Here is a 26421-nt window from a genome sequence, read left to right as displayed (position 1 = left end):
GAAGGGAACACCCCATGAGCGATATTCGTTTTGACGACAAAGTTGTCATCGTAACCGGCGCTGGCGGCGGTATTGGCCGCGCGCACGCCCTGCTGTTCGCCAAGCATGGCGCCAAAGTCATCGTTAACGATCTGGGTGGCAGCACCCAGGGTGAAGGCTCCAACAGCGATGCAGCACTCAAGGTTGTTGAAGAAATCAAAGCCGCTGGCGGTACTGCGATTGCCAACCCTGACAACGTGATCGACGGCGAGAAAATCGTTCAGTGCGCCATGGACAACTTTGGCCGTGTTGACGTTGTCGTCAATAACGCCGGTATCCTGCGTGACAAGAGCTTCGTCAAGATGAGCGATGCCGACTGGGACCTGGTTTACAAGGTTCACGTTGAAGGCGCTTACAAAGTGACCCACGCTGCCTGGCCGCACATGAAGGACAGCAACTTCGGTCGCGTCATCTTCACCGCGTCCACCTCCGGTATCTACGGTAACTTTGGCCAGGCCAACTACGGCATGGCCAAGCTGGGCCTGTACGGCCTGACTCGCACCCTGGCCATCGAAGGCCGCAAGAACAACATCTTCGTCAACGCCATCGCCCCCACCGGCGGCACGCGCATGACTGAAGGCCTGTTCCCGGAAGGCGCTTTCGAAAAGCTCAAGCCTGAACTGGTCAGCCCACTGGTTGCCTTCCTCTGCTCCGAAGACTGCAAGGAAACCGGCAGCCTGTTCGAAGTCGGCGGCGGCTGGATGGGTAAAGTACGCTGGGAGCGTTCACTGGGCATCGGCTTCAACCCCGACGAAGGCTTCACCCCGGAAGACGTTGCCGCCAACTTCGAGCAACTGTGCAACTTCGAAGGCGCCGTGCATCCGAAGGACAACATCGAAGCACTGCGTGAGTTGATGGCCAACATCCAGAAGTTTGCCTAACGGCGCTTTAAGCTTTAAGCCGCAAACGCTAAGCTGAAGGTCGAAAGCTGGAAACAAGTCTGAAGAGCCCGTCTCCTTGCAAAAGGGGCGGGCTTTTTGTTTGGGTGGATACTGTTTGTGCTCGATCCTACAAACGAAAGCTATTAACCTGGTCGCCGCTGTTAACGACAAGGACGCCTGTATGTCAGACCACTTATTGCCAGGACTCTATGACGCACTAATCACAACCGACATACAGGAAAAACTCGTTGATTCTCCGCTATATCAGCAGACGGAGCCTCTTGCACCAGAGTGGAGCCACGAACGACTTGCAGAGTTACTCACTGAGCTGCTGTCACGTACTCTCGCGGAGACTAGAGTAACCGAGAACAATAAATCACTCGCTCAAGCTGAGCTGATCAATGAGCTAGTCCGCTTCTTGCAGCTACGTGCAATGCATTTGGGTCTGCCCGAAGTTGCGCTACCCCCTTCCTTGCTAAAGGCCGTATCACCCGTCGCGGCAATGCCTGATTTACCGAGTATTGGCTTGGCCCAGCCATGGCTGTTCACCGCAGGCAGGGACTCCCCGCCCCTACTACATGAGCTGCAGGCAGAGCTGGCTTGCTGCGATCAGGTAGACATCTTGGTCAGCTTTATAACCGTCTCCGGCGTTCGCAAGATCATCGACACCTTGAAGCGCATAACCAGCGCAGATGCCCAAGGTAGGTCACAAACCACACTTCGCGTTCTAACTACTACCTACACCGGCGCAACTGAGCAAAAAGCGCTCGACATGCTCGCACAGCTGCCCAATACGGAAGTACGCATATCGCTCGACGGCAGGCGCACTAGACTGCACGCCAAAGCGTGGATTTTTCAGCGAGAGACCGGGTTCGGTTCTGCCTATGTAGGTAGCGCCAATCTATCAGGCGCAGCCCTCATGGGTGGGCTGGAGTGGACAGTAAAGTTCACAGAAAAAGGCCAGAACAATCTATTTCACCGGGCCCAGGCACACTTTGAAACCCTCTGGGAAGACGGCGAATTTCAGCACTACAACCCTGATGACCCTCAACACCGTCAACTCCTGAAGGCCTCTCTCAAGCGAGAGGATAGTCACGGCTTCGGTCCAGCTGTAACCACCTTTCTGGAAGTCACACCTAAGCCTTTCCAACAGGAGATCCTTGAGCAGCTTGAAAGCGAGCGCGCTATGGGAAGATGGCGCAACCTGCTGGTGGCTGCAACCGGTACAGGTAAAACGGTCATGGCTGCATTCGACTACAGGGCAAACTGCAGATCAGTCGGAGGTCGGCCGCGCTTGCTTTTTGTCGCACACCGATCCGAGCTCTTACGGCAAGCCCGTCACGTGTATCGCCAAGTACTCAACGATGCTAATTTTGGCGAGCTCCTAGACGGCAACCATGAGCCTGACAACCACAGCCACTTGTTCGCCAGCATTACCACTGTCAACAATCGCGATTTGATAGCCACACTCGGCCCTGACTATTGGCACACTGTCGTTATTGATGAGTGCCACCACATAGCAGCGGCGAGCTTTCTAAAACTGATTTCAGCAATCCAACCAAAGATTCTGCTCGGCCTTACGGCTACTCCCGAGCGGGCAGACGGACAAAACATCCTCCACCACTTCAATAACCGTCCTGACGGCTCTCCCGCCGCAGAACTGCGCCTTTGGCGCGCGCTAGATTTGCAGTTGTTGTGCCCATTTGAATACTACGCTTGTGATGATGAGACCGACCTGAGTTCCGTACCGTGGCAACGCGCGGAAGAAACAGCTGCACTAGGCATGCTTATTAGCCACAACGTCCAACGCGCCAAATCCGTCGTTAAAGCGTGGAATGAGCTTGTCACCGACCCTCGCGATTGCCGCACCTTGGTATTCTGCGTAAACGTCGCGCATGCAGAGTTTATGAGTCAGTTATTCAACGAACTGGGCATCATTAGCAAAGTGATTACCGCCGGCACATCTCAGCAAGAACGTGCACAGATCCCCAAAGATTTGGAAGCTGGAAGCATTCACGCGATCGTGACCGTGGACATTTTCAACGAAGGTGTCGACCTGCCCTTTGTAGACACCTTGCTATTACTGCGGCCCACGCAAAGCGCCACGGTATTCCAGCAGCAGCTAGGGCGCGGCTTGCGTTTGCACGACCGAAAAAAGAGCTGCTTGGTGCTCGACTTTGTCGGCCAACATGCTGAGCACTATCGCTTTGACCTACTGTATAGCAGTATCACCGGACTAAACAAGCGCGAGCTTCTTGAAGGAGTCGAGAAGGGCTTTGCACGACTGCCTAGCGGCTGCCATATGCAACTGCAGAAGCAAGCCCGAGAGCAAATCCTGCGTAGCCTTCGCAACACACTCAATCAGAATTGGAAAAAGCTACAACGCGAACTAAGCGGCTACGCACAGCTAAATTCAGGCCGCCCCCCAAACCTGGCAGACTTTCTTAAAGACCAACATCTCGATATCAACGATATTTACCGCGATACAAGCAGCGGTAACACAGGTTGGACGAACTTGAAGCGCGCTGCAGGCTTACTCACAGAACCAGTAGACGATGAAGAAAACTATTTCAGCCGCCGCTTCTCCAGCCTTTTGCATGTCAACGACGTCCAACAACTTACGTTATTGCACAAAGTGGGCGAAAAACGAGGGCGGTATAGCCTTAACACCCCCCAAGAACACCTAAGAGCCCAGATGCTCGCGTATCAAATCGATGGGCAACACATGCAGACAGGTACAGGCGCCGAATTCCTAGACCGCCTGCAAAAGACCCCAACAGTATGCCAAGAGCTGGTAGAGCTAAGTGAGTACCTCCTCGCGCATGTAGATCGCCAAACTAAACCCCTCCGTCAAATGGAACACACACCGTTGCAGCTACACGGTGCTTACCAAATACGCGAGATCCTCACCGCAGTCGGCTTTCTGACTGGGGCCCAACGTGCCCCATTCCAAGCAGGGGTTCTAGCGCTAAAGGACATCAATACCGAGCTGCTTTTTGTAACCCTGGACAAGAGCAACGCGTTGCATGAAGGCGTGGCTTATCACGACTATGCAATTAGCAATGACCTATTTCACTGGCAATCACAGAACTCGGCTGGCCCAATGACCAAAACAGGTCAACGCTACCTGCAAAGCCCAGATAACGGTTGGCGTTTTCAGTTGTTCGTCAGAACCAACAAACAGTCGCCTTATATAGCGTGCGGCCCGGCCGTTTTGGAAAAGTCGCATGGCAATAAACCAATGAGCATTACCTGGCGGTTGCAAGAACCGTTGCCTGCGGCAATGTTTAAAGAATTCTCCGTGTTGGTTGGCTAATTTATCAAACCGCGCACCCGGCAGGTGCGCCTGCATTATCAAATCCGTCATCAAGCCTGACCGAGAAGCCTTCGCCGCCGCCACCTCCCCACAGCAGCAAGAATCACCCTCCCCGGCCACACCGACCGCCAGGTCATCGCGAAGGCGCCGTGGAGTGTTAGTGAGCGCTTGCCATTCGTGTCGACCTCAGGTTTCAGCAGCCCTTTGGCCAGCAGCAAATCTGACTCTTCACGCAGGAAGGCGGCGATCTCGGCAAAGCCTTGATCGGCCTGGTAGGCAACGGGTTGCTTGTCGCGCTTCAGGCGGTGCCGCAGTTGAGCATGGCGTGACAACAACTGCCCAACCTCGAGAACATCCGGAAACCGAAAGCTCTGTTTGATCGACAGTTCAGGGTAAGCTTCCGGACTGCTGCTGTTGGAGACGTTCAGCCAGCGGCCATCGGAGAATTTTTGCGAGAGTTCGCAGTAAGTGAAATCCGGCTGGTTGGTGGCAGTGGTACCAACAACCGTCCCAGCCAGTTTTAACTGCTCATGCCAAATAGACCCGAAAGTAAGTTGCGGTGTGCGTGTCGCTCAACGACGAGTTACCTACCACCACAAACCCAGCATCGCCCATCTGCTCATCCAAATAGGGGACAGCTTCTGTGCATTGCACAAAAAACTCGTCATCGGATAGTGGTTCAAACTGGACACTGGTTGGAATTTTTTGCGTGCGCCAAACGATAAAGGGGCCAACAGTATTCATAAACAATGGTCCGATCAGCACCAACCCGAGCAAACCCCACAAAGCAAACTCAAGCATACGACTCCCTATATGCAGTTGTGTCTATCCTGCGCGGACTCTAACAAACTCCAGAGCCGCCTGTTAGGCACAAGCCACACGACCTATCAAAACTGCGACCCATGCCTGCAACAAAAAACCCCGCGCCGTTACCGACGCGGGGTTTCTCTTGCAGCTTAAAGCTTGCCGCTACCTGCTACGTCAGACGTAAAACGCCTCCAACGGCGGAAAGCCATTGAACTCAATGGCGCTGTAGCTGGTGGTGTAAGCACCGGTTGAGAGCCAGTACATGCGGTCGCCGATAGCCAGGTTCAGCGGCAGGCCGTACTTGTAGTTTTCGTACATGATGTCGGCGCTGTCGCAGGTCGGGCCGGCGATCACGGCGTCTTCCAGTTCGCCCTGCTTTTCGGTCCAGATCGGGAACTTGATGGACTCGTCCATCGTTTCGATCAGGCCGGAGAACTTGCCCACGTCGGTATACACCCAGCGCTCAAGCGCGGTGTGCGACTTGCGCGAGACCAGCACCACTTCGCTGACCAGAATACCGGCGTTGGCGATCAGAGAGCGGCCAGGCTCAAGGATGATCTCGGGCAGTTCATCACCAAAATCTTCCTGCAGAAAACGGGTAATTTCTTCCGCGTAGGTCTTCAGGGTATTGGTCTTGGTGATGTAGTTGGCCGGGAAGCCACCGCCCATATTGATCATCTTCAGGGTGATATTGTCTTCTTCCTTCAGGCGCTCGAAGATCACTTTGACCTTGGCGATGGCAGCATCCCAGGCGCCGATATCGCGCTGCTGCGAGCCCACGTGGAAGGAGATACCGTAGGGCTCCAGGCCCAGTTCCTTGGCCAGCACCAGGAGATCCATAGCCATGTCAGTCTGGCAGCCAAATTTGCGCGATAGCGGCCAGTCAGCGGTGGTAGAACCTTCGGTCAAAATCCGTACGTAGATTTTGGAACCCGGTGCGGCCTTGGCAATGTTGCGCAGGTCGGCCTCAGAATCAGTGGCGTACAAACGCACGCCCTTCTCGTAGAAGGCGCGGATGTGGCGTGCTTTCTTGATGGTATTGCCAAAGCTGATCTGCTCGGGCTTGACGCCCAGCGCCATCACTTTTTCCAGCTCGTAGATGGAGGCGATGTCGAAGTTGGAACCCTTGTTCTTCAGCAGCTCAAGCACTTCGTTGGAGGGGTTGGCTTTGACGGCGTAATAGACCTTGCCGAACGGGAAGCCGCTGACCAGTTCGTCGTAGGCGCGGTCAATGGTTTTCAGGTCTACGACCAGAAAGGGGGTTTCGAGTTGCTCAGCACGCTCTTTGATGCGGCTGAAGGTCTCACGGTCGAAATAATCATCAAGCTTGATAGACATGGCGTCGGCTCCAAAGCGTAAGTTCTGGTTGCGGACCGCGTGGGGGCAGGAAGATCAGATGCAGGGCAGGCACGCGTACCAATGCCCCTGCGCAGTGCAGAAACCATACGGCACGCTTTCCGACGGAAGCGACTCTGAACGCTGTTAGCCAACACACAACCCGGGGGTGCGAACGTCTGATCAGTATCCCCACTTTGGTTCGCCTACTTCCCAAGGCGTGCGCCGAAAGCAATAAGCCCGCTATAACCCGCGGCCTTGCTGTCTCGTCGTCAGTACTTGAGCCGTATGGATCGTGCCAGCCTCAACGTTCGGAGCGAACCATAAAACCAAGTGACCTTAGGGTCAATAGTAGCTAATCAAATTGGCCTTACAGAATAGAAACAGGGAAAGCGCGACACAGGTTCAATAAAGGCATTGCCAATGAAAATGCGAACATCTATCATTTGCGCCTCTAATTTTATCTGGAGTCTCCCGTGAGCACTGAAGCCGCTACTACTGACGCCTCAGGCGCAGCCGTCACCAACGCCTCCACTCTTCCTGCAGGGCCGGACACTGCCGCCGCTGTTGCTGATCCCTCGCAGCTGCCTGCTGAACAGATAGTAAACGGGCTGCATGACAATGCCGTTGCGGCGACCACTGTCGCCGAGACGGTTAAGGGCTGGTTAGTCGTTGGCGGTCCCGTGGTGTGGATTCTGCTCGCCATGTCGATAGTCGCGCTGACCATCCTGCTGATCAAATTGTGGCAGTTCAACCTGCCCCGCCCCGAGGGCGCGCGCGCGGTGAACCGCAGTCTCTCGCTGTGGCACAAAGGCGAAACCGAGGCAGCAATCGAACAACTGAACACCCGCCAAACAGTGCCGGCGGTACTTCTGTTGGCGATGCGCGGAATGCGCAAGGGTGCCGATCAGACGCTGCTACGCGAAGAAGTCCAGCGAGTAGCCAGCTATCGGCTGAATCAACTCAAATTACTGCTGCGCCCGCTTGAGGTCATTGCCAATCTGGCGCCCCTATTGGGTTTGCTGGGCACGGTCTTGGGCATGATCGAGGCATTCCAGCAGATGGAGTCTGCCGGCAGTCGGGTCGACCCTTCTATTCTGTCTGGCGGCATCTGGCAAGCACTGCTGACCACCGCAGTTGGCTTGGCTGTAGCCATTCCTGTGGTAGCTATTCACAGCTGGTTGGAACGACGCGTTGAGCGCATCGCCGCTAGCTTGAACGATGCGGTTACCCAGGTATTCACGCACCAGCCCAAGCCACAGCAGAGCGGAAAGATCGCCAATGCTGCTTGAGGCCTTTCCTGGCAAGAAGCGCCGCGGCATCAGCCTGACACCGCTGATTGATGTGGTGTTTATTCTGCTGCTGTTTTTCATGCTGTCTTCGGATTTTATGCACTGGCGGCAAATAAGCCTGTCATCGGCCAATGAGACCGAGAGCAACCCCGACAGCGTCGAGTTGATCCGTATTGAAAGCGATTCGGGTGAGCTCAGCCACGACGGCAAGCGCTTTGCGTTGCAAGACCTTGCTGGCTTGACCGCGCTGGTCGCCGCCGAGCCGGATGCCGTGTACGCGGTTGAGGCAGTCGCCGGAGTAAAAACACAGACGCTGGTTTCCGTGCTGGACCAATTGCATAAAGCCGGTGCCGACAAAGTCTCCATGACCGGAGTGTTGCCATGAACTTCACTGGTCAGGAAGCGCCGCGCAAGGACAACAGCGACGACCAGCTGATTCCGCTGATCAATATCGTGTTTCTCATGCTCATCTTCTTTATGGTCGCCGGCCAGATCAGCGAGCAGGATGCGCAGTACATCGCGCCGCCCGAGTCGATCAGCGAAACCCCCATCGACCCCGACGCACCAAGGGTCTTGATCGACGCCGATGAGGTGCTCTGGCTGAACGATCAGGAAATCACCCTGGAAGCGCTCGAAGCGCCGCTGGTTGCCGCATTTGAGCAGGCCACCGACCCGGAAAGCTTCAGCATTGCCGTCAAGGCCGACGGTGACGTGCCGGTAGAGACGTTGCAGGCGGTGATGCGCAGCATCAAGGCAGCCGGTTTCCGGCGCATTACATTGCTCACCCAGCCCAGCGGGGAGGCATCATGATCCGCCCCCATCACTGGCTGATTGCGCTGTTGATCGCGGCCGGCGCGCACCTGATTACGTTTGCCGTACTGGCTTATACCCAACCCGTGGGCGATGCGGCAGAGGCTGGCTTGCACGGGATCGAGATCGACTTGGGTATGCTCGGTGACCTGGGTGAAGCCCAGGAAACCGAACAGCCCAAAGAGGTCGCACCACCCAAACCGCAGGTCACCCCACCGACGCCACCTCCGCCGCCGCCCGCACCGCCGCGCCAACAGGCCGTAGCCCAGGTGAAAACACCGCCAAAGCCCAAACCGGAACCCGAGCCGGTGCGTGAACCCGTGCAGGAAGAAATCAAACAGGAAGTTAGCGCAGCCGCGGCCGTCGAGACCGGGCAGAGCCAGACCGACACCAGCCAGCTCAAGCAGACCACCGGCTCCGGCAACGCCAGCACCGCCGGCGGCACCAGCAGCGCGACCAAATCCTACTATTCAATGCTGGCGTCCAAGCTCGCGCGCTATAAGCGCTATCCGTCGGCCGCGCGCCGGCGCAACGAGCAAGGCACGCCGGTACTGTTTTTTGTCGTCGCCCGCGACGGCTCGGTCACGCAGGCGAGCATTCGCACCAGCTCGGGTTTTCAGCGTCTCGATGACGCGGTGCTCGATATGCTCAAGCGCGCCACGCCGCTACCTGCCTTCACCGACGAGATGACCGAACAGCAACTGACCATCACCATTCCGGTGGAGTTCAAGCTGACCGACCGCCGCTAGGGCCGTCACTGATAACAACAAGCCTGATAAACAGAAACCGTAAATCGCGGCCCGCCCGCAGGCAAGCCCGACCCCTGACAGCTCCATTAGAGAGCCCGCAGCGGCTACCGTCCGGGCAAGCCAGGACCAACCAGCAAGGAAAGAGAGCATGTCACAGAACACACGTATTGCAGCCGCTGGCACCGCCAGCACTGACTTGACCCTTCGCAAGAGCAACGGCCACCGCGTTATGGCCACCTCACTGGCATTGGCGATTTCCGGCGCCATGGCCGGCCACCTTCAGGCCGCCGATGAAGAGGTGAGCCTGGATACTCTGGTGATCGAAGACTCAGGCATTCAGGCCGAAGCCAACCCCTACGCCGAAGAGGCTGCGCCCTATAAGGCCCGCGTGTTGTCTGACAGCCGCCACACCCGCGAGATTGCCGATACGCCGCAGACCATGACGGTGATCACCAAGAGCGCCATCGAAGACTCCGGCAAGACCGAGCTGAAAGACATTCTGGCCGCGCAGCCCGGCATCACCCTGGGCACTGGCGAAGGTGGCAACTCCTTTGGCGACCGCTACATCATTCGTGGTTATGAGGCGCGCAGCGACATCTACACCGACGGCCTGCGTGACCCGGGCCTGATCACCCGTGAAACCTTCGCACTGGAACAGATCGAAATCGCCAAGGGCCCCAGCTCCACCTTTGCTGGCCGCGGCTCCACCGGCGGCGCCGTCAATAGCGTGACCAAGAAAGCCAACATTTGGGACGACTTCACCACAGTCGAAGGCGGCCTGGGTACCGATGCTTTCCAGCGCTATACCCTCGACACCAACAAGGTGCTTTCTGACGAGGTGGCCATTCGCTTCAACGGCCTGTACACCGAAGCCGAAGTGCCCGACCGCGCCCCTGCGGAAAAGCGCCGTGAAGGCGCCCTGCTGTCCGGCGTGTATCAACCGCTGGACGAGTTCAAGGTGCTGGCTGACTATTACTACGCCCGCAGTGACGACCGTACCGACCCCGGCACCTTCATGAACAACGGCAAGCCCGATGACGACGCCAAGTACGTTGGCCAAAGCGGTCTGGATTTCCAGGAAACCGGCGCCGACATTTTCACCCTGGGCTTCGAGTGGGAGCTGGGTGACGGCGTCAAGCTGGAAAACAAGAGCCGGGTCGGCTCAACCGAGAACAGCTATATCGTGACGGCCTACAGCTCGCGTAGCGGTGGAACGCGCAGCTTTGGTGGCTGGCAGGAAAACGACTACATCGGTAACCAGACCAACCTGACTATCGACAAGATGTGGGGCGACGTACGCCACACCGTAATCGTCGGTGGCGAGTACGCTAACGAGCAAACCGATGCCGGCGGCTATTCCGCTACGCCCAGCAGTGTTGTGGTCGACCCCTACAACCCCGACAACAACGCCTGGAGCGGCACCAAAACTCGCAGTGACAAGCTCAGTGCACTGGAGCTGGAAACCATCTCGGCCTACGTGATGGACACGGTAACCCTCAATGAAGACTGGGAAGTCTTCGGTGGCGTGCGCTACGACCGGTTCGACTACGCACTGGACACCGAAGAGCGCACCGGCCGTGGCGGCGTGATTATTCCTGCGGCAACCTACGAATATGACGATGGCTTCTGGAACGGCCACCTGGGTGTGGTCTACTCGCCTTGGGAGCACGGTAATGTCTACGTCAGCTGGAGCACGTCTTCCAACATCAACGGTGGCGAAGCCGACGCCGGCACCAACTGCGGTTATGGTGGCATCTGTGTCGACGACGCAGGCAATTACGCGTCCGCTGATCCAGAACAGTCGACCAACTGGGAACTGGGTACCAAATGGAACCTGCTGGATCATCGTCTGCTGCTGACTGCAGCCGTGTTCCAGACCACCAAGGATGACGTCATTGAGGGCGGTAACGACTCTTATCAGACCGGCGGCAGCCTGAACACCGGCAAGAACCGCGTCCACGGCGTCGAACTGGGCCTATCCGGTAACATCACCGACAACCTGAGCGGCCAGATCGGGGCGGCGGTAATGAATTCGGATACCCTCAAGTCCTTTGACGAAGAAAACGAGGGCCGCTCCAAAGCCAACTTCGCAGAGAAAAGTGCCAACGCCCAATTGCGTTATCAGTTGACGCCCGCTTTCGCGTTTGGTGGCACCATGACCTACTCCAGCGAAATGCTCGGCGGCCAACCGGATGAGGGCGCCAGCGGCAGCATCAAACTGGACGGTTACACCGTGTACGATCTGTTTGCCAGCTACCAGGTCAACGAGCAGCTCGACCTGCGCGCCAACCTGCAGAACGTCTTTGATAAAGACTATTACACTGCCGTTTATCGCGGCGGCAGCATTGTCTACAAGGGCGAAGCCCGGAATGCTCAGCTGACGGCACGTTACAAGTTCTAGCGCCTAAAGTAGAGTTAACAACAGCGGTGGGGGCAACTCCGCCGCTGTTTTGTTTCAGGGAGAGGAAGACATGATCATCGTTATTCCGGCGGTCTTCTCCGCCAGCGAGGTCAGCAAGATCCGCAGTCATCTGGACGCAGCCGAGTGGCAGGATGGCAGCACTACCGCTGGCAGCCAGGCGCAGCAGGTGAAACACAATCAGCAGTTGGCACTGGACAACAAGATTGCCCAACAACTGGGCGATGTGATCATCAATACCCTGTCGCAACAGCCAACCTTTGTCTCTGCGGCACTGCCGCTCAGAATCTTTCCGCCGATGTTCAATCGTTACCGCACCGGCAACACCTACGGTTTGCACGTGGACAACGCCATTCGCTACGTACCCGGCAACCCCACCCCGATTCGCACCGACCTGTCGGCTACCCTGTTTCTGTGTGATCCGCAGGAGTACGAGGGCGGCGAACTGGTCATTGAAGACAACTTCGGCAGTCAGCGTATCAAGCTGAACGCCGGCGACCTGGTGCTTTATCCGTCCACCAGCCTGCATACCGTCACCCCTGTCAGCGATGGTGCACGTACCTGTGCCGTGTTCTGGCTGCAGAGCATGGTGCGCAGCAACCAGCAACGCGAAACCCTGTTCGAGCTGGATCAGAGCGTGCAATCGTTAACCGCCGAACTAGGCGCGGGCCATGACGACGTGGTGCGGCTATCCGGCGTCTATCACAACCTTATCCGCCAATGGGCCGATACCTGATGTCTGACAGCACCCAGCTCCGTAAGCCACTAAGTAGCATTCCAACCGACCTGGTCAGCGTGGCTGACTACGCGCGCTATGCACCGTCCTTTATCCCGCACGCAATCATGGAATACGTTGCCGGTGGCGGCGCCGATGAAATCAGCCTGCGCCGCAATCGCACGGCACTGGATGCGCTGCACATTCTGCCGCGCGCGCTGGTCGACTGTACCGCTGGCGGTACACAAACCCAAGTACTGGGCGAAACATTGCGCCACCCGTTATTACTCGCGCCCGTTGCCTTTCAGACGCTGGTGCATCCAGAGGGCGAGTTGGCCACAGCCGATGCCGCCAGCGTGCTTGAAACCGGCATGGTTGCCAGTACCCTGTCGAGTTACAGCCTTGAACAGATCGCCACGCGTTGCAGCGCGCCCAAATGGTTTCAGCTCTATATGCAGCAAAGCCGCGACTTCACCCTGAGCCTGGTGCGCCGGGCCGAGGCGGCAGGTTATACGCAACTGATGGTCACCGTGGATGCGCCCCTACATGGCATTCGCAATCGCGCGCAAAGGGCCGGTTATGTGCTACCGCCTGGCGTTGAAGCGGTCAATCTTAAGGATCGCCCGCCACTACCCAGCGCCAGTTTCGATCCCAGTCAGAGCATCGTATTTCAAGGGATGATGAGTGAAGTCCCACACTGGGACGACATCGCCTGGCTGCAGCAGCAAACCCGCCTGCCGATTACCCTGAAAGGGCTACTACATCCGGCCGATGTACAAAAAGCGCAGCAAATGGGCTTGGCTGGCGCGGTTATTTCCAACCACGGCGGCCGCACGCTGGACTGCGTACCCTCACCCATCGATCTGCTGCCATCCATTCGACAGGCAGTTGGGGCGGATTTTGCCCTGTTGATGGATGGCGGTATCGAGCGTGGCACCGATGTATTCAAAGCCATCGCGCTGGGCGCCAATGCTGTGTTGCTTGGGCGACCACAGCTCTACGCACTGGCGGTTGCTGGCAAGCTGGGCGTCGCGCATATGCTGCGCATCCTGCGCGAAGAACTGGAAGTCAGCATGGCGCTGGCGGGCACGCCAACCATCGCCGACATCACTCCCGCCTCCCTCTGGCGAGCCAGCCCGTAGCTGCCGGTTAGCCTGCCCGCACCCGACGGGCAGGCGCTCAGCAGCGCTGAGCACCAATTCAGTGCGCCACACAAAAGCGGGCGCCCCACTAACGAGCACTTACTCTGCTAATCCCGCCGACTACAGCCCTGTAGGGCCTGAATAAACGCATGGTCAGGTTTTTGGTCTGTATATTGCTTTGAGTAATGTGTTCGCACTCCGTTTTATTGCGCGACACCACAATTTGCAAATAGAGCGCTAGGGTTCCGGCTGAGCTGTTCAGTGACTGGTCCAAGAGCACTCGACCTTTCAGACAAAGGTTACACGGCGGGACAAAAGCCCGGGAGACTATTGGCGAAAACGCCAGGAGTGCTCCGCGTGTCACTGACTGAGAGGTTCAAGATGAAGAAGCTATCCGCGCTATCCCACCTGCTTTGCACCATCGCAACGTTAATGACCGGCGAGCGGCTTTAATTCGTCCCGCTGAACCCTTTGGGGCACTACCCCACCGCAAGGAAACACCATGAAGCGACTGATCAATCTGTCCCCCACGCCAGTCACCCGAGTCTTTATCGGATTGCTGCCGTTCGTGCTCCTGTTGCTGGTTTACATCGTGGCCTCCGACGCGCGCCTGGAGGCCAACCCCAACGACAAGCTGCTGCCAGCCTTCAGTCAAATGGGCGCGGCCATTGATCGCATGGCACTGGAGCCCAGTAAGCGCAGCGGCGATTACATCTTTTGGGTGGATACCGCCAGCAGCCTGAAACGGCTCGGCATGGGTGTTGCCATTGCCGCCAGTATCGGCCTGGCAATCGGCCTGCTAACGGGCGCGCTGCCCGTGATCAACGCCAGCATGAGCCCGCTACTGACGGTGGTTTCGCTTATCCCTCCGCTGGCGATCCTGCCGGTGCTGTTCATCATCTTCGGGCTGGGCGAGCTATCCAAGGTGATGTTGATCGTGCTCGGCATTACCCCCTTCATCGCCCGCGATCTGCTGCGGCGCACGCAGGAGATACCGAGTGAGCAACTGGTCAAGGCACAGACGCTGGGCGCCAACACCAGCCAGATCATGGTCAGAGTATTACTGCCACAGTTGATGCCCAAGCTGATCGATGCCGTTCGTCTGTCGCTGGGCGCTGGCTGGCTGTTTCTGATCGCCGCTGAAGCCATTGCCTCTACCGATGGTCTCGGCTATCGCATCTTTTTGGTCCGCCGCTATATGTCGATGGACGTCATCCTGCCCTATGTCGCCTGGATCACCCTGCTGGCCTTTCTCTTCGACTGGCTGCTGGCGACCCTGAGCCGCCGACTGTTCCCCTGGAACGTACAAGGAGGCAACTAATGATTGAAGTGAACAACCTGGGCAAGAGCTACGACGGCAACCCGGTGCTTGAGCGCTTGAACGTCAAGGTCAAGGAAGGCGAGTTCGTCACCTTGGTCGGCGCCTCCGGCTGCGGCAAGAGTACCTTTCTGAAAATGCTGTTGGGCACCGAATCACCGACCAGCGGCGAGTTGCTACTCGACGGCAAGCCTATCGCCGACGAGCCAGGCCCGGATCGCGGCATCGTATTTCAGCAGTATTCAGTATTCCCGCACATGACCGTTCTGGACAACGTCATGTCCGCCGTTGGCTTTGCCCAACGAGGCCTGACTGGTTACCTGTTCGGCGCCAAGCGCAAACAGGCGCGGCTGGACGCCGAGGCAATACTTGACGAGGTCGGCCTGGGGCATGCACTGAAAAAGTACCCGCACGAGCTATCAGGCGGCATGAAACAACGCTTGGCGATTGCCCAGGCGCTGCTCGGCAAACCGCGCATTCTGCTGCTCGACGAACCCTTTGGTGCCCTCGACCCCGGCATACGCGCCGATATGCACGAACTGGTGCTGCGCCTGTGGAAAGAACACAAACTGACCATCTTCATGGTGACCCACGACATCAAGGAAGGCTTTTACCTCGGCACCCGTCTCTGGGTATTCGACAAGGTGCGGCAGGACCCACACGCCCCGCAGGCGTTTGGCGCCACCATCACATACGACCTGCCGGTCGATAGCAGCGCGCGGCAACCGGCAGCTAAAACCACTGCAGAAGCCATAGCGCCGCTGCTGGCCCACAGTGCCAGCTGAGCGCTAAACAGCCACGGAGACAAGGGTAATGAGCATGACTCACTACAACACAGAAATTCCCGGCGCCAGCCACTGGTCCCTGCGCGTGCGCAAGGGAGTGCAGATGCGCCTGACCGATATCAACGGCGGCGCCAACGTTGGCATGCTGTTCTACAACCCGGAGAACCTGCTGGAGCGCTACAACGCACCGGATACGCTCAAGGGCCAGCACACCTTCAAGCTGAGCAAGGGCAACTGCCTGTACTCCGATATGGGGCGGGTGTTTGCCTCCATCGTTGAAGACAGCCTCGGCTGGCACGAAACCGTGTGCGGCAACAGCAATGCCGAGCAGGTCAAGGCGCGCTGGGGCCAACGTGATTATCAGCACGACCGCAACGACTGGCATCAGAATGGCTATGACGCCTTCCTGGTCGAGCTGGCCAAATACGGGCTGGGCCGTGCCGACATGGCCGCCAACCTCAACCTGTTCAGCAAGATCGCTACCGACGACGACGGCAACATGACGCTCGACGGACAGCACAGCAAACCGGGCAGCGAGGTCGTGTTGCGCTTCGAGATGGACACTCTGGTGCTGCTGCACACCTGCCCACACCCACTGAACAATGCCGCAAGCTATCCCTACACGCCGGTGCAGATTGATCTGACACCCGCCGACCCGGTGGACGATGACGACTACTGCCGCAACTTCCGCCCGGAAAACCAGCGCGGCTTCATGAACAACGCCCTGTATCACCTGGGCAAGTAAGCGAGGACACCATGATCAAGACCAGCTCACGCCAACCCGAGACGGCCTCGCAACGCAGCACCATCGGCGCCGGCGATTACTACATCGGTACCGTCAAGGCCGGACAGACCCTGCGCCTGCTCGACCTGGAAGGCAATCAGGCCGCCGACACCCTGTTCTTCAGCGCCGCCAACCCGGTCGAGCGTTACAGCGTGACCGACACCCTGCGCGAACAGGGCAATGTCTACCTCACCGCTGGTTCGGTGATCCGCTCCAATGAAAACAACCCCATGCTGGAGATCGTCGCCGACACCTGTGGCCGCCACGACACCCTGGGCGGCGCCTGCGCCAGCGAAAGCAACACTATCCGTTACGACCTGGAAAAACGCTGCATGCACTCCTGCCGCGACAGCTGGATGCTGGCAGTAGCCGAGCATCCCGAATACGGCATCAGCAAGCGCGACATTACCCACAACATCAACTTCTTCATGAACGTTCCGGTTACCAGCGACGGCGGTCTGACCTTTGAAGACGGTATTTCCGGCGCCGGCAAGTACGTTGAGCTGACCGCCCTGATGGATGTGGTCGTGCTGATTTCCAACTGCCCGCAGTTGAACAACCCGTGCAACGGTTACAACCCGACGCCGGTTGAGCTGCTGGTCTGGGATAACTGATTCGCCGCGAACACCAAGATTCACCTGCTTCAGTGGACGACCACTGTCGTACTTTATGTCTGGGACGGCCCGGCAAAGGCTAGAGTGATGTTCAATAAAGTATTGATTGCCAACCGTGGCGCCATCGCCACGCGCATTATTCGCACCCTGCGCCATATGGGCATTGGTTCGGTCGCGGTCTACGCCGAGTGCGACGCTGAAAGCCTGCACGTGCGGCTGGCCGATGAAGCCTTTTGCCTGGGTGACGGCGCCGCAGCCGATACCTACCTGAAGGTCGATAAGCTGCTGGCGATTGCGGCCGAGTCCGGCGCTCAGGCCATCCATCCCGGTTACGGCTTTCTCAGTGAAAATGCCGACTTCGTGCGCCGCTGCGAGGCGGCCGGCATTGCCTTTATTGGACCCACACCGGAACAGATGGTGGAGTTTGGCCTCAAGCACCGTGCCCGCGAGCTGGCCGAACAGGCCGGCGTGCCTCTGCTGCCGGGTACCGATCTGCTGCAAGACCTGAGTGCCGCGCAAGCAGCCGCCGAGCGTATTGGCTACCCGGTGATGCTGAAAAGCACCGCCGGTGGTGGTGGCATCGGTATGCAGCTGTGCCACAGTCTGGAAGAGCTGAACGGTGCGTTCGATAGCGTCAAGCGGCTTGGCGCCAGCAACTTCGCCGATGATGGCGTGTTCCTGGAAAAATTTATCGCTCGCGCCCGGCATATTGAAGTGCAGATGTTCGGTGACGGCGCAGGCAAGGCGTTGGCGCTGGGCGAGCGCGACTGCTCCAGCCAGCGCCGTAATCAGAAAGTGGTGGAGGAATGCCCTGCGCCCAACCTGACTGACGCGATTCGCGCCGAGCTGCATAGCACCGCCGAGAAGCTGCTCTGCAGCATCGGCTACCGCAACGCCGGAACCGTAGAATTCATCTACGACGCCGACAGCCACGAATTTTACTTTCTTGAAGTGAATACCCGCCTGCAGGTTGAGCACGGCGTGACCGAAGAGGTTTACGGTGTTGATCTGGTCGAGTGGATGATTCGCCTGGCCGCTGGCGATGCGCCGGATCTGGATGCCCAACGCGCCAACCTGCAAGCCCAAGGCCATGCCATCCAGGTGCGTCTGTATGCCGAAGATCCTTACCGCGACTTTCAGCCCTGCGCGGGTTTGCTGAGCGAGGTTGTCTTTCCGTCAGGTGACGGCATTCGCATCGACCATTGGGTCGAATCCGGGCTGGAAGTACCCGCTTACTTTGATCCCATGCTGGCCAAGGTGATTGTGCATGCTGAAACTCGCGAGCAGGCACTGAGCAAGCTGCAAAGCACGCTGGACGCCACCCGCCTGTATGGCAGCGAAACCAACCTCGATTATCTGCGTGCGCTGAGTCGCGACCCGGTGCTGGCTGCCGGTGAAGTGACCACACGCTACCTGAACAGCTTTCGCTACAGCCCGGCACGCATCGACGTGCTGGCCGGCGGCACCCAGACCACCATTCAGGATTTTCCCGGCCGCGCCGGTAGCTGGGATGTGGGCGTGCCGCCCTCCGGCCCGTTCGACAGCTACGCCTTCCGGCTCGGCAATCGTCTGCTGAACAACACCAAAGACGCTGCGGGCCTGGAAATCACCCTGCAAGGCCCGACCCTGCGGTTCGCCCAGGCGACCCAGATCGTGCTCAGCGGTGCGCCGCTGGACGCACGACTGGATGATCAGGCCGTTGCCCTGTGGCAGGTCATCGATGTTGCCGCTGGCCAAACCCTGACCCTGGGCCGCATCAAGGAATCCGGCACCCGCGCCTACCTGAGCGTGCTCGGTGGCGTGCAATGCCCGGACTACCTGGGTTCCAAGTCGACCTTTACCCTCGGTAAATTCGGCGGGCACAACGGCCGCGCCTTGCGTACCGGCGACGTCTTGCATCTGGACAGCAGTGCCAGCACTGTGGCGAGCGCCAGTGTGCCGGACGCCCTGCGCCCGAACCTCGACAACCAGTGGGAAGTACGCGTCATTTACGGACCGCACGGTGCGCCAGACTTTTTCACGGACGAGGATGTAGCGACCTTCTTCAATACCGATTGGGAAATTCACTACAACTCCAGCCGCACCGGCGTGCGCCTGATCGGCCCCAAACCCGACTGGGCGCGCAAAGACGGCGGCGAGGCGGGTTTGCACCCTTCCAACATTCACGACAATGCTTATGCCTTCGGCACCGTGGATTTCACCGGCGACATGCCGGTCATTCTGGGTCCGGATGGTCCTTCGCTGGGCGGCTTTGTCTGCCCCGCTACGGTGATCACCGCTGACCTATGGAAGCTGGGCCAACTGCGCGCCGGTGACACCGTGCGCTTCGTTCCAATCAGCATCGAGCAGGCGGTCGCACTGGAGGCGGCCCAAATCAGCGCTATCGATAATTTGCAGGCGCAACCGCTGGAGTGGCAGCCCGTCGCGCCCCAAACGCCTATTATCAAGCGCTTGCCCGCTGAGCAATTTGGCGACGAGATCGTCTATCGCGCCGCCGGCGATCATTTCCTGCTGGTCGAGTATGGCGAGCAGATGCTGGATATTCGCTTGCGCTTCCGTGCGCACGCGCTGATGCAGTGGCTGCAGCAAAACCCGCTACCCGGCATGCGCGAGCTGACGCCGGGGATACGCTCTTTGCAACTGCATTTTGACAGCCAGCAGTTGAGCCATACAGCGCTGCTGGAGCATCTACTCAAGGGCGAGCAGGCGCTGTCCGAGCGGCTAAACGAGCTGTCCGTGCCTTCGCGCATCGTGCATATTCCGCTGTCCTGGGATGATGAGGCTTGCCAGCAGGCCATTGAGAAATATACCCAATCGGTACGCAGCAACGCGCCCTGGTGCCCGAGCAACCTGGAGTTCATCCGCCGAATCAACGGGCTGGATAGCATCGACGACGTCAAGCAGGTGCTGTTCGACGCCTCCTACCTGGTCATGGGCCTGGGTGATGTGTACCTCGGCGCGCCGGTCGCCACGCCAACCGATCCACGGCACCGCCTGGTAACCACCAAGTACAATCCCGCGCGCACCTGGACAGCAGAGAACTCGGTCGGTATCGGCGGTTCCTACCTGTGTGTTTACGGCATGGAAGGCCCCGGCGGCTACCAATTCGTCGGCCGCACCTTGCAGATGTGGAACCGCTACCGCAAGACCTGCGAATTCAGCAAGCCCTGGCTGCTGCGCTTCTTCGATCAGATCCGGTTTTATGAAGTCAGCCACGACGAACTGCAGCAGATTCGCCGCGACTTCCCGCAGGGCAGGTATCCGCTGCGCATTGAAGAAAGCCACTTCAGCCTGGCCGAGCACGAGGCCTTCATTGCCGATAACGCCGACGAAATCGACACCTTCAAGCAACAGCGTAACGCCGCGTTTGCCGAGGAGCTGCGCCAATGGCACGCCAACGGCCAGTTCAACTTCGCAAGCGAGGAGCTGGAAGACGCCGCTGATGACATTAGTTGGCCCAAGGATAGCGTGGGCGTCGATAGCCCCGTATCCGGCAGCCTGTGGCAAGCAGCGGTCAAGGTCGGCGATCAGGTCAAGGCGGGCCAGGTGTTGTTGATTCTTGAATCCATGAAAATGGAAATCCCTTTACAGGCGCCGTGCGACGGCGTCGTCACCCACGTATTGCAGCAGGCCGGTGGCCGCGTACACGCCGGCCAGCCGCTGGTGGTATTGCAGGACGCTGCGCAGGAGAACCCAGCATGAAAATTGATATGAGCATCAGCGGCCTGAAGCAGGCCTACCTAGAAGGCAGCCTTACCCCGGCCAAACTGCTGGCCAGTATTCGTGAGCAAGCCGTCACTTTATCCGACCACAACATCTGGATTTACCTGCTGACCGAAACCGAGCATCAGCCTTATCTCGATGCGCTGGCAACCAAGGACCCGGCTACCACGCCGCTCTGGGGTGTACCCTTTGCCATCAAGGACAATATCGACCTGGCGGGTGTTGCTACCACCAACGGCTGCGACGCCTTTGCTTATACGCCTGCCGAGTCATCGCAGGTAGTGCAGCAGCTGATCGACGCAGGCGCCATCCCGATCGGCAAGACCAACCTGGACCAGTTTGCCACCGGTTTGAACGGCACGCGTTCACCGCACGGCCCCTGTCACAATGCCTTTGATTTTGACTACATCAGCGGCGGCTCCAGCGCCGGCTCCTCGGTTTCTGTCGCCAAGGGCCTGGCCACCTTCAGCCTGGGTACCGATACCGCCGGCTCAGGCCGAGTACCCGCGTGCTTTAATAACCTGGTAGGACTGAAACCCACACGTGGTCTACTGTCGGCCAGCGGGCTGGTACCGGCGTGCCGCAGCCTGGATTGCATCAGCATCTTTGCGCTGAACAGTGATGACGCCAACAGCGTTCTGGCCTGCGCCGAAGGTTTCGATAGCCGCGACGGTTATAGCCGCGCTAATCCGTTCAACAATCAGAACCGCCAATACGGTCGCCGTGGTGGTGCGCTAAAAATCGGTGTACTGACCGAGGAGCATTTACAGTTCTTTGGTGACCAGGCCTACGCCGCCACCTATGCCGCGACCCTGGAAAAGCTCGCCGCTACCGGTATCGAGCTGGTCACCATCGACTACACACCCTTCAACGAAGCCGCCCTGCTGCTGTACGAAGGCCCTTGGGTCACCGAACGTTACCTGGCTGCACAACCGCTGATCGATGACAACCCCGAGGCCATCTTCCCGGTAGTTCGCGAGATCATAGCGCCCGGTGGCAAGCCACCCGCTACCGCGCTGTTCAAGGCGCAGTACCGACTGGAGGAGTTGAAAAAGGCCTGTCATGATCAGCTCAAGGGGCTCGACTGCCTGCTGACGCCTACCGCTGGCCGCCTGTTTACCATCGCCGAAATGCTCGAAGAGCCGATTCTGCGCAACAGCCAGTTGGGCTACTACACCAATTACATGAACCTGGTCGACATGACCTCGGTCGCGGTACCCACGGCATTCACCGAAGCCGGCCTGCCCTTCGGCATCACCCTGGTCGGCCCGGCGTTCAGCGACCGTGCGCTGCTGTCCATCGCCAACCGCATACAGCAGACGCTACCCTTGCCCCAGGGTGCGCTGGATCTGCCACAACCGGCCCTTAGCGGCCAGGCAGTCGGCAACCCCGACAGCATCGACGTACTGGTCTGTGGTGCGCACCTTGAAGGGCTGCCGCTGAACTGGCAACTGATCGAGCGCGGTGCAGTACTCAAACAACACACCCAAACATCGGCGCACTATCTGATGTACGCGCTGGCCGGTGGTCCACCGTTCCGCCCCGGATTGATTCGCGATGAAGCAGCAGGCGTGGCCATTGAGGTGGAAATATGGTCTATGCCGAAGAGCGAGTTCGGCAGCTTTGTCGCTGGCATTCCGGCACCGCTGGGCATTGGCAAGGTGCAGATTGCCGACGGTAGCTGGGTCTGCGGCTTTATCTGTGAACCCTACGGACTCGAAGGCAGCAGCGATATTTCTGCCCTGGGTGGCTGGCGCGCTTATATGGCACAACGCTGAACAAGGGATAAAAAGGGGAAACGAGACTTTTACCAACACAGCACATAAACTGATTTCAGACCAAGTAGTCGATCTGGGTGCAGTTTATGGAAAAGCGGAAGTTCCCTCGCCAGATATGTAACGTTGATGCCGTGCTCTCGGTGGCGGAAGGAGACAGTCACCACTGCACCATCGTCGAGTACAGTCAAGGCGGCCTGCAAGTTAGCTTTGATGCCGCCATCGCCGGCGGCATCATCAACAGTCTCAGGCGCGTGACGGCAGACCATAGTAATGCCAGCATCAGTTTCCGCCAGGCGCAACAATATCTGCGCTTACCCGTTGCTATTGTTCGCCTGACCCCACAAGGCGCTGGTCTGCACGTTCCCAACCCCGACCCCGCCGTCTACCGAGTGTTGCAGCATCTCTCGGTCGCGCAGGCGCAAGAGAACAAACAATCCACCAGACTGGCCAGCAGTCAGCCGGCACTCAGCGAGCGACACAAAAAGAGCCTAATGCAGTCCGCCTGTCGGGTGCTGCACGACTTTTTGCGGCAACAGTACGCAGGGTTTTGCCATCAACTCGAGCATGAACTCTTCGCCGCCGCAGACCAGCAACACGACACCAGTGCGCAGCAGCACTTTCTTATTGCCACCAGACAGTTTCGCAAGGACCGCCAGCGCATTTTTGCCAGCCTTAGCCAATGCATCATTGCTGACGCCATGGCACTCAGCAAAGGCATTTACCCGCTAGCGGGCATATCCGCGGCTGACCAAAGCAAGAGAGCTTCGCCACTGGAGCTGATCACCAAGGACGACTTTGAAGACTGGCTACTGGTGAGGGTTGCCATCTCCAAGGCTGAATTGAAACAACGTGACGCACTGATAGAGCTGCAGGTTCGTATCGATGCAGCCTTTGGCAAACGCGATGGTCAGCGCCCGCCCAACCCTTTTTCCCCGGCGGCGCTATGTAACGGTTTTTTTGAACAAATTCACCACCTGCAGTTGCCGCACGCCCAGTTACAGGTGGTTTATGCCGTATTGCAGAAAACCCTGCTCGGCGAACTCCAGGCTTTCTACCAGCAACTGAATCAAGTGTTTATTGATGCCGACATTCTGCCGGACATTGACATAGCTCAGTATCTGGCCGAACAGGCGCTGCTGAATCGCCCCGAGTCAGCAGCTGAGGCCGAAGAAAGCAGCAAGGCTACCGCGCCGCCCAGCAAATCACTGGCGGCAGAAGAAAACGTCACCGGCACGCTGGAGAAAGAGTCGGATACAGCGGCGTCTGCCGAGCCGCCTTCAGCCTACGGCACTGTTAGTCAGCTGATGGGCCTGCGCCGCCAAGCGACAGGTGAAACGGTCGCTGCCAGCGATAGCGATGGACACCACAGCCAAGCCACCGCACAACAACTTGGCCAATTGCAGGAAAGCCTGATTAGAGGTGATGTGCAGCTAGTGCAGACTGGCGCACTGAAAGAACTACTGCGGCAAGCCAAGGGCAGCGCTCAACCGCTATCCGAGCAGGAACAGGACGCCGCCGATACCATCGAAGGTTTATTCGACAGTATCCTGCAGAGCGACCGCATCAACGCCGATCTGCGTGATGAATTCCGCAAACTGCAGGTGCCGCTGCTGCGCGCCATTTTGCAGGACCCTGAGCTGTTTTCAGCCGAAGCTCATCCCGCCCGTCAGGCACTGAATTACATTGCCCTGCTGGCCGATAAAGGCAGCAGCAATCTAGCCGCGAATACCCCTGCTATTCGCGAGGCCATCGGCGGGATTCTGGCGGACAAAACCGACGGTAAAGGCTTCAGCCAAAGCATCGACAGACTGGATCAACTGGTCGGCCGCGAAAAACGCCTGATCGAACGTAACCTGCAGCGCATTCGTCAGGGCTGCGATGGGCAGCAACGGCTGCGCCATGCCAATAGGCAGATTCAATGCGAGCTGGAGCGCGTCCTGACTGCCCCCATACCGCAAACGGTTATCTCGCTTCTGGAAAATGGCTGGCGCGACCTGATGCGTCTGAGTTACCTGCGTGAAGGGATGTCCAGCCGCTCCTGGGAAATAACGCTGCAGGTCATTGAGCAACTGGCGGCCAACCGCGATAGCACCCGTTTAACCTCAATGGAAAAACCGCTCAACGAAGCGGACTTGCTGCTGCTGGTCGAAAGAGGGCTTTCCAAGATACCGGAAGGCCAGTTGAGCCACCGCGAACTGGTGGCGCAGGTCAGGCAGATGCTGGATACCGACCCCAACGACATCAGCATCGGCACCTATCAGGCCCCCCTGGGGGCAGAACCTAGCCTACAAGACCGCCTGGATGCCTTGCCCGATGGCGGGCTATCACTGCAACGCTGGATCAAACGCGCGCGTGGCCTGAAAGTATCCCAGTGGTTTGAACTGAGTCACGGCCAACTACAGGAAAAACTGGTGCAACTGGCCTGGACTGCCGATGACCACAGCCACTATGTATTTGCCAATCACCAGGGCACACAAAAACTCGAACTGCCGCTGGAGCGAGTGGCCACCCTGCTGCGCGACGGTAACCTGGTACTGCTCAGTGATGCGGCACTGCCCGCCGTTGAGCAAGGGTTCGATGCGCTGGTGCAGAAAGTCTACGACAAGCTGGCCTTCGACTCCTGTCACGATCCTCTTACCGGATTTCTAACCCGCAAAGAATTCTGCCGAACACTGGCACAAACTGTAGCTGGCGCTAACGAGGAGACCGAGCGGTTCAGCCTTATTTTTATCGACATAATGCAGTTCAAGGTGATCAACAACACCTGCGGCTACGAAGCCGGGGATCGCTTTCTCAGCACGCTTGCACAGCGCCTGCGCAGCTTTCTCAAGCAGGGTAGTCTGGTTGGTCGCATGGGGGCTGACCAGTTCGCCATATTACTGCAGGAAGATGCCGAAACCCTTGGCTACAGCAGCGCACGCGAACTCAAGGGCGTCGTCGAAGAAAAGCGTTTTGAGTACGAAGAGCATAGTTTTGTTATCAAGACCGCGCTGGCACTGGTCGGCTTGAACCGCAGCAACCACAAGGTCATGGAGTTATTACGTGCAGTCGAGTCGGCGACCAGCCTGTCCAAGAAAACCGGTTATAAAGACGTGCAGGTAGTGCGGCCGGGCGACCAGCGGCTGGAAGCTCTGGACGAGGTAATGGCCTGGGTCACCCGCATCAATCGTGCACTGGACAACGATAACCTGAAGCTACGCTGCCAGAAGATCGCGCCGATCAACGGCAGCGCGCGCACCCTAGCGCACTACGAAGTACTGCTCACCGTGCTGGATGAACATGGTGAAGACTCGCCACCCGCCGAGTTCATCAAGTTTGCCGAGGAGTACAACCGCATGGCCGCGGTAGATCGCTGGGTGATCGAGCATGTATTGCAGTGGATGTACGACCACCTGGACGAACTGCACCTGTTTGGTGGCTTTTCGGTCAACCTGTCGGGCCACAGCATGAACGATGAAACCTTCCTGGATTTCATTTTTGACGCACTGGTGCGCTACCCGGTCCCGCGCAACAAGCTGGTATTCGAGATAACCGAAACCACAGCGGTCACCAACCTCGACGACGCTGCTGATTTCATCAAGGAAATGCGCAGCATCGGTTGTCGCTTCTCGCTCGACGACTTTGGTGTAGGCCAATCGTCCTACTCTTACTTAAAGCGCCTGCCAGTGGACTTCATCAAGATCGACGGTGCATTTGTGCGCGATATCAATACCAACGATGTCGACTACGCTCTGGTCAAATCCATCACCGAGATGGGCCATTACCTGAAGAAAAAGGTTATCGCCGAGTATGTCAGCAGTGAAGCGATTCTCAACACCGTGACGCATATCGGCGTGGATTATGCGCAAGGCTACCAGTTTGGTATGCCAGTAATGCTTGATCAACTGGATCTGCGCAGCAATCCACGCTTCTGA

Annotated in this window: 19 protein-coding genes and 1 riboswitch; of the genes, 16 read left to right on the top strand and 3 right to left on the bottom strand. The window is 58.2% G+C overall.

Going from position 1 to position 26421, the window contains the following annotated elements; genetic code table 11:
• Nucleotides 1-14: 14 nt before the first annotated feature.
• On the top strand, nucleotides 15-920 hold the full coding sequence (locus EF096_RS04720) for an SDR family oxidoreductase (protein ID WP_123888457.1): 906 nt from the start codon (nucleotides 15-17) through the stop codon (nucleotides 918-920).
• A gap of 115 nt (nucleotides 921-1035) precedes the next feature.
• A complete protein-coding gene (locus EF096_RS04715) occupies nucleotides 1036-4236 on the top strand; it encodes a DUF3427 domain-containing protein (RefSeq protein WP_218565701.1) in 3201 nt (1066 codons plus the stop codon).
• Between the two features lie 50 nt (nucleotides 4237-4286).
• Here the strand turns inward: EF096_RS04715 and EF096_RS04710 are convergent, their stop codons facing one another.
• From EF096_RS04710 to EF096_RS04700, 3 genes are all read right to left on the bottom strand, one after another.
• Nucleotides 4287-4571 (bottom strand): hypothetical protein, encoded by a 285-nt coding sequence (locus EF096_RS04710; protein WP_123888456.1) that lies wholly within the window; start codon nucleotides 4569-4571, stop codon nucleotides 4287-4289.
• Nucleotides 4572-4764: 193 nt separating this feature from the next.
• Nucleotides 4765-5037 (bottom strand): hypothetical protein, encoded by a 273-nt coding sequence (locus EF096_RS04705; RefSeq protein ID WP_123888455.1) that lies wholly within the window; start codon nucleotides 5035-5037, stop codon nucleotides 4765-4767.
• Nucleotides 5038-5217: 180 nt separating this feature from the next.
• Complete coding sequence (locus EF096_RS04700) at nucleotides 5218-6381, bottom strand: type III PLP-dependent enzyme (RefSeq protein ID WP_123888454.1); 1164 nt, start codon at nucleotides 6379-6381, stop codon at nucleotides 5218-5220.
• A gap of 473 nt (nucleotides 6382-6854) precedes the next feature.
• Here EF096_RS04700 and EF096_RS04695 point away from each other — a divergent pair, with 473 nt between their 5' ends.
• From EF096_RS04695 to EF096_RS04630, 14 genes are all read left to right on the top strand, one after another.
• Nucleotides 6855-7670: a MotA/TolQ/ExbB proton channel family protein gene (locus EF096_RS04695; RefSeq protein WP_218565702.1), complete on the top strand. Its 816-nt coding sequence runs from the start codon at nucleotides 6855-6857 to the stop codon at nucleotides 7668-7670.
• Nucleotides 7660-8055, top strand: coding sequence for an ExbD/TolR family protein (locus EF096_RS04690; protein WP_158611237.1), 396 nt, complete (start codon nucleotides 7660-7662; stop codon nucleotides 8053-8055). Before EF096_RS04695 ends, EF096_RS04690 begins: the two co-directional genes overlap by 11 nt.
• The gene (locus tag EF096_RS04685) at nucleotides 8052-8480 is read left to right on the top strand and encodes an ExbD/TolR family protein (protein ID WP_123888452.1); all 429 of its coding nucleotides are present in this window, start codon (nucleotides 8052-8054) and stop codon (nucleotides 8478-8480) included. Before EF096_RS04690 ends, EF096_RS04685 begins: the two co-directional genes overlap by 4 nt.
• On the top strand, nucleotides 8477-9229 hold the full coding sequence (locus EF096_RS04680; RefSeq protein ID WP_123888451.1) for an energy transducer TonB: 753 nt from the start codon (nucleotides 8477-8479) through the stop codon (nucleotides 9227-9229). Before EF096_RS04685 ends, EF096_RS04680 begins: the two co-directional genes overlap by 4 nt.
• Nucleotides 9230-9377: 148 nt before the next feature.
• A complete protein-coding gene (locus EF096_RS04675; RefSeq protein ID WP_123888450.1) occupies nucleotides 9378-11630 on the top strand; it encodes a TonB-dependent receptor in 2253 nt (750 codons plus the stop codon).
• Between the two features lie 70 nt (nucleotides 11631-11700).
• Entirely contained in the window at nucleotides 11701-12384 is a 684-nt protein-coding gene (locus EF096_RS04670) for a Fe2+-dependent dioxygenase (protein ID WP_123888449.1), read from the top strand.
• Nucleotides 12384-13505: an alpha-hydroxy acid oxidase gene (locus EF096_RS04665; protein ID WP_123888448.1), complete on the top strand. Its 1122-nt coding sequence runs from the start codon at nucleotides 12384-12386 to the stop codon at nucleotides 13503-13505. Before EF096_RS04670 ends, EF096_RS04665 begins: the two co-directional genes overlap by 1 nt.
• A 226-nt stretch (nucleotides 13506-13731) precedes the next feature.
• Nucleotides 13732-13833: riboswitch (guanidine-I (ykkC/yxkD leader) on the top strand.
• Nucleotides 13834-14007: 174 nt separating this feature from the next.
• Nucleotides 14008-14826 carry an ABC transporter permease gene (locus tag EF096_RS04660; protein WP_123888447.1) on the top strand — a complete coding sequence of 273 codons (819 nt, stop codon included), beginning with the start codon at nucleotides 14008-14010 and terminating at the stop codon, nucleotides 14824-14826.
• Nucleotides 14826-15608 carry an ABC transporter ATP-binding protein gene (locus EF096_RS04655; protein WP_123888446.1) on the top strand — a complete coding sequence of 261 codons (783 nt, stop codon included), beginning with the start codon at nucleotides 14826-14828 and terminating at the stop codon, nucleotides 15606-15608. Before EF096_RS04660 ends, EF096_RS04655 begins: the two co-directional genes overlap by 1 nt.
• A gap of 28 nt (nucleotides 15609-15636) precedes the next feature.
• The gene (locus EF096_RS04650; protein ID WP_123888445.1) at nucleotides 15637-16353 is read left to right on the top strand and encodes an urea amidolyase associated protein UAAP1; all 717 of its coding nucleotides are present in this window, start codon (nucleotides 15637-15639) and stop codon (nucleotides 16351-16353) included.
• Nucleotides 16354-16364: 11 nt separating this feature from the next.
• Nucleotides 16365-17006 carry an urea amidolyase associated protein UAAP2 gene (locus tag EF096_RS04645; protein ID WP_123888444.1) on the top strand — a complete coding sequence of 214 codons (642 nt, stop codon included), beginning with the start codon at nucleotides 16365-16367 and terminating at the stop codon, nucleotides 17004-17006.
• 87 nt (nucleotides 17007-17093) lie between these two features.
• Nucleotides 17094-20708: an urea carboxylase gene (uca, locus tag EF096_RS04640; protein ID WP_123888443.1), complete on the top strand. Its 3615-nt coding sequence runs from the start codon at nucleotides 17094-17096 to the stop codon at nucleotides 20706-20708.
• Nucleotides 20705-22507: an allophanate hydrolase gene (gene atzF, locus EF096_RS04635; RefSeq protein WP_123888442.1), complete on the top strand. Its 1803-nt coding sequence runs from the start codon at nucleotides 20705-20707 to the stop codon at nucleotides 22505-22507. Before uca ends, atzF begins: the two co-directional genes overlap by 4 nt.
• Before the next feature lie 86 nt (nucleotides 22508-22593).
• Nucleotides 22594-26421: a DUF1631 family protein gene (locus tag EF096_RS04630; RefSeq protein ID WP_123888441.1), complete on the top strand. Its 3828-nt coding sequence runs from the start codon at nucleotides 22594-22596 to the stop codon at nucleotides 26419-26421.

Source organism: Pseudomonas neustonica, assembly GCF_003797945.1.
Taxonomy (GTDB): Bacteria; Pseudomonadota; Gammaproteobacteria; order Pseudomonadales; family Pseudomonadaceae; genus Halopseudomonas; species Halopseudomonas neustonica.
This window is presented reverse-complemented; position numbering and strand designations above follow the sequence as displayed.

Coding starts and splice junctions, on each gene's coding strand:
- EF096_RS04700 (WP_123888454.1), bottom strand. CDS start 6,381: ATGTCTATCAAGCTTGATGATTATTTCGACCGTGAGACCTTCAGCCGC.
- EF096_RS04660 (WP_123888447.1), top strand. CDS start 14,008: ATGAAGCGACTGATCAATCTGTCCCCCACGCCAGTCACCCGAGTCTTT.
- uca (WP_123888443.1), top strand. CDS start 17,094: ATGTTCAATAAAGTATTGATTGCCAACCGTGGCGCCATCGCCACGCGC.
- EF096_RS04645 (WP_123888444.1), top strand. CDS start 16,365: ATGATCAAGACCAGCTCACGCCAACCCGAGACGGCCTCGCAACGCAGC.
- atzF (WP_123888442.1), top strand. CDS start 20,705: ATGAAAATTGATATGAGCATCAGCGGCCTGAAGCAGGCCTACCTAGAA.
- EF096_RS04655 (WP_123888446.1), top strand. CDS start 14,826: ATGATTGAAGTGAACAACCTGGGCAAGAGCTACGACGGCAACCCGGTG.
- EF096_RS04705 (WP_123888455.1), bottom strand. CDS start 5,037: ATGCTTGAGTTTGCTTTGTGGGGTTTGCTCGGGTTGGTGCTGATCGGA.
- EF096_RS04670 (WP_123888449.1), top strand. CDS start 11,701: ATGATCATCGTTATTCCGGCGGTCTTCTCCGCCAGCGAGGTCAGCAAG.
- EF096_RS04720 (WP_123888457.1), top strand. CDS start 15: ATGAGCGATATTCGTTTTGACGACAAAGTTGTCATCGTAACCGGCGCT.
- EF096_RS04650 (WP_123888445.1), top strand. CDS start 15,637: ATGAGCATGACTCACTACAACACAGAAATTCCCGGCGCCAGCCACTGG.
- EF096_RS04630 (WP_123888441.1), top strand. CDS start 22,594: ATGGAAAAGCGGAAGTTCCCTCGCCAGATATGTAACGTTGATGCCGTG.
- EF096_RS04675 (WP_123888450.1), top strand. CDS start 9,378: ATGTCACAGAACACACGTATTGCAGCCGCTGGCACCGCCAGCACTGAC.
- EF096_RS04690 (WP_158611237.1), top strand. CDS start 7,660: ATGCTGCTTGAGGCCTTTCCTGGCAAGAAGCGCCGCGGCATCAGCCTG.
- EF096_RS04685 (WP_123888452.1), top strand. CDS start 8,052: ATGAACTTCACTGGTCAGGAAGCGCCGCGCAAGGACAACAGCGACGAC.
- EF096_RS04680 (WP_123888451.1), top strand. CDS start 8,477: ATGATCCGCCCCCATCACTGGCTGATTGCGCTGTTGATCGCGGCCGGC.
- EF096_RS04665 (WP_123888448.1), top strand. CDS start 12,384: ATGTCTGACAGCACCCAGCTCCGTAAGCCACTAAGTAGCATTCCAACC.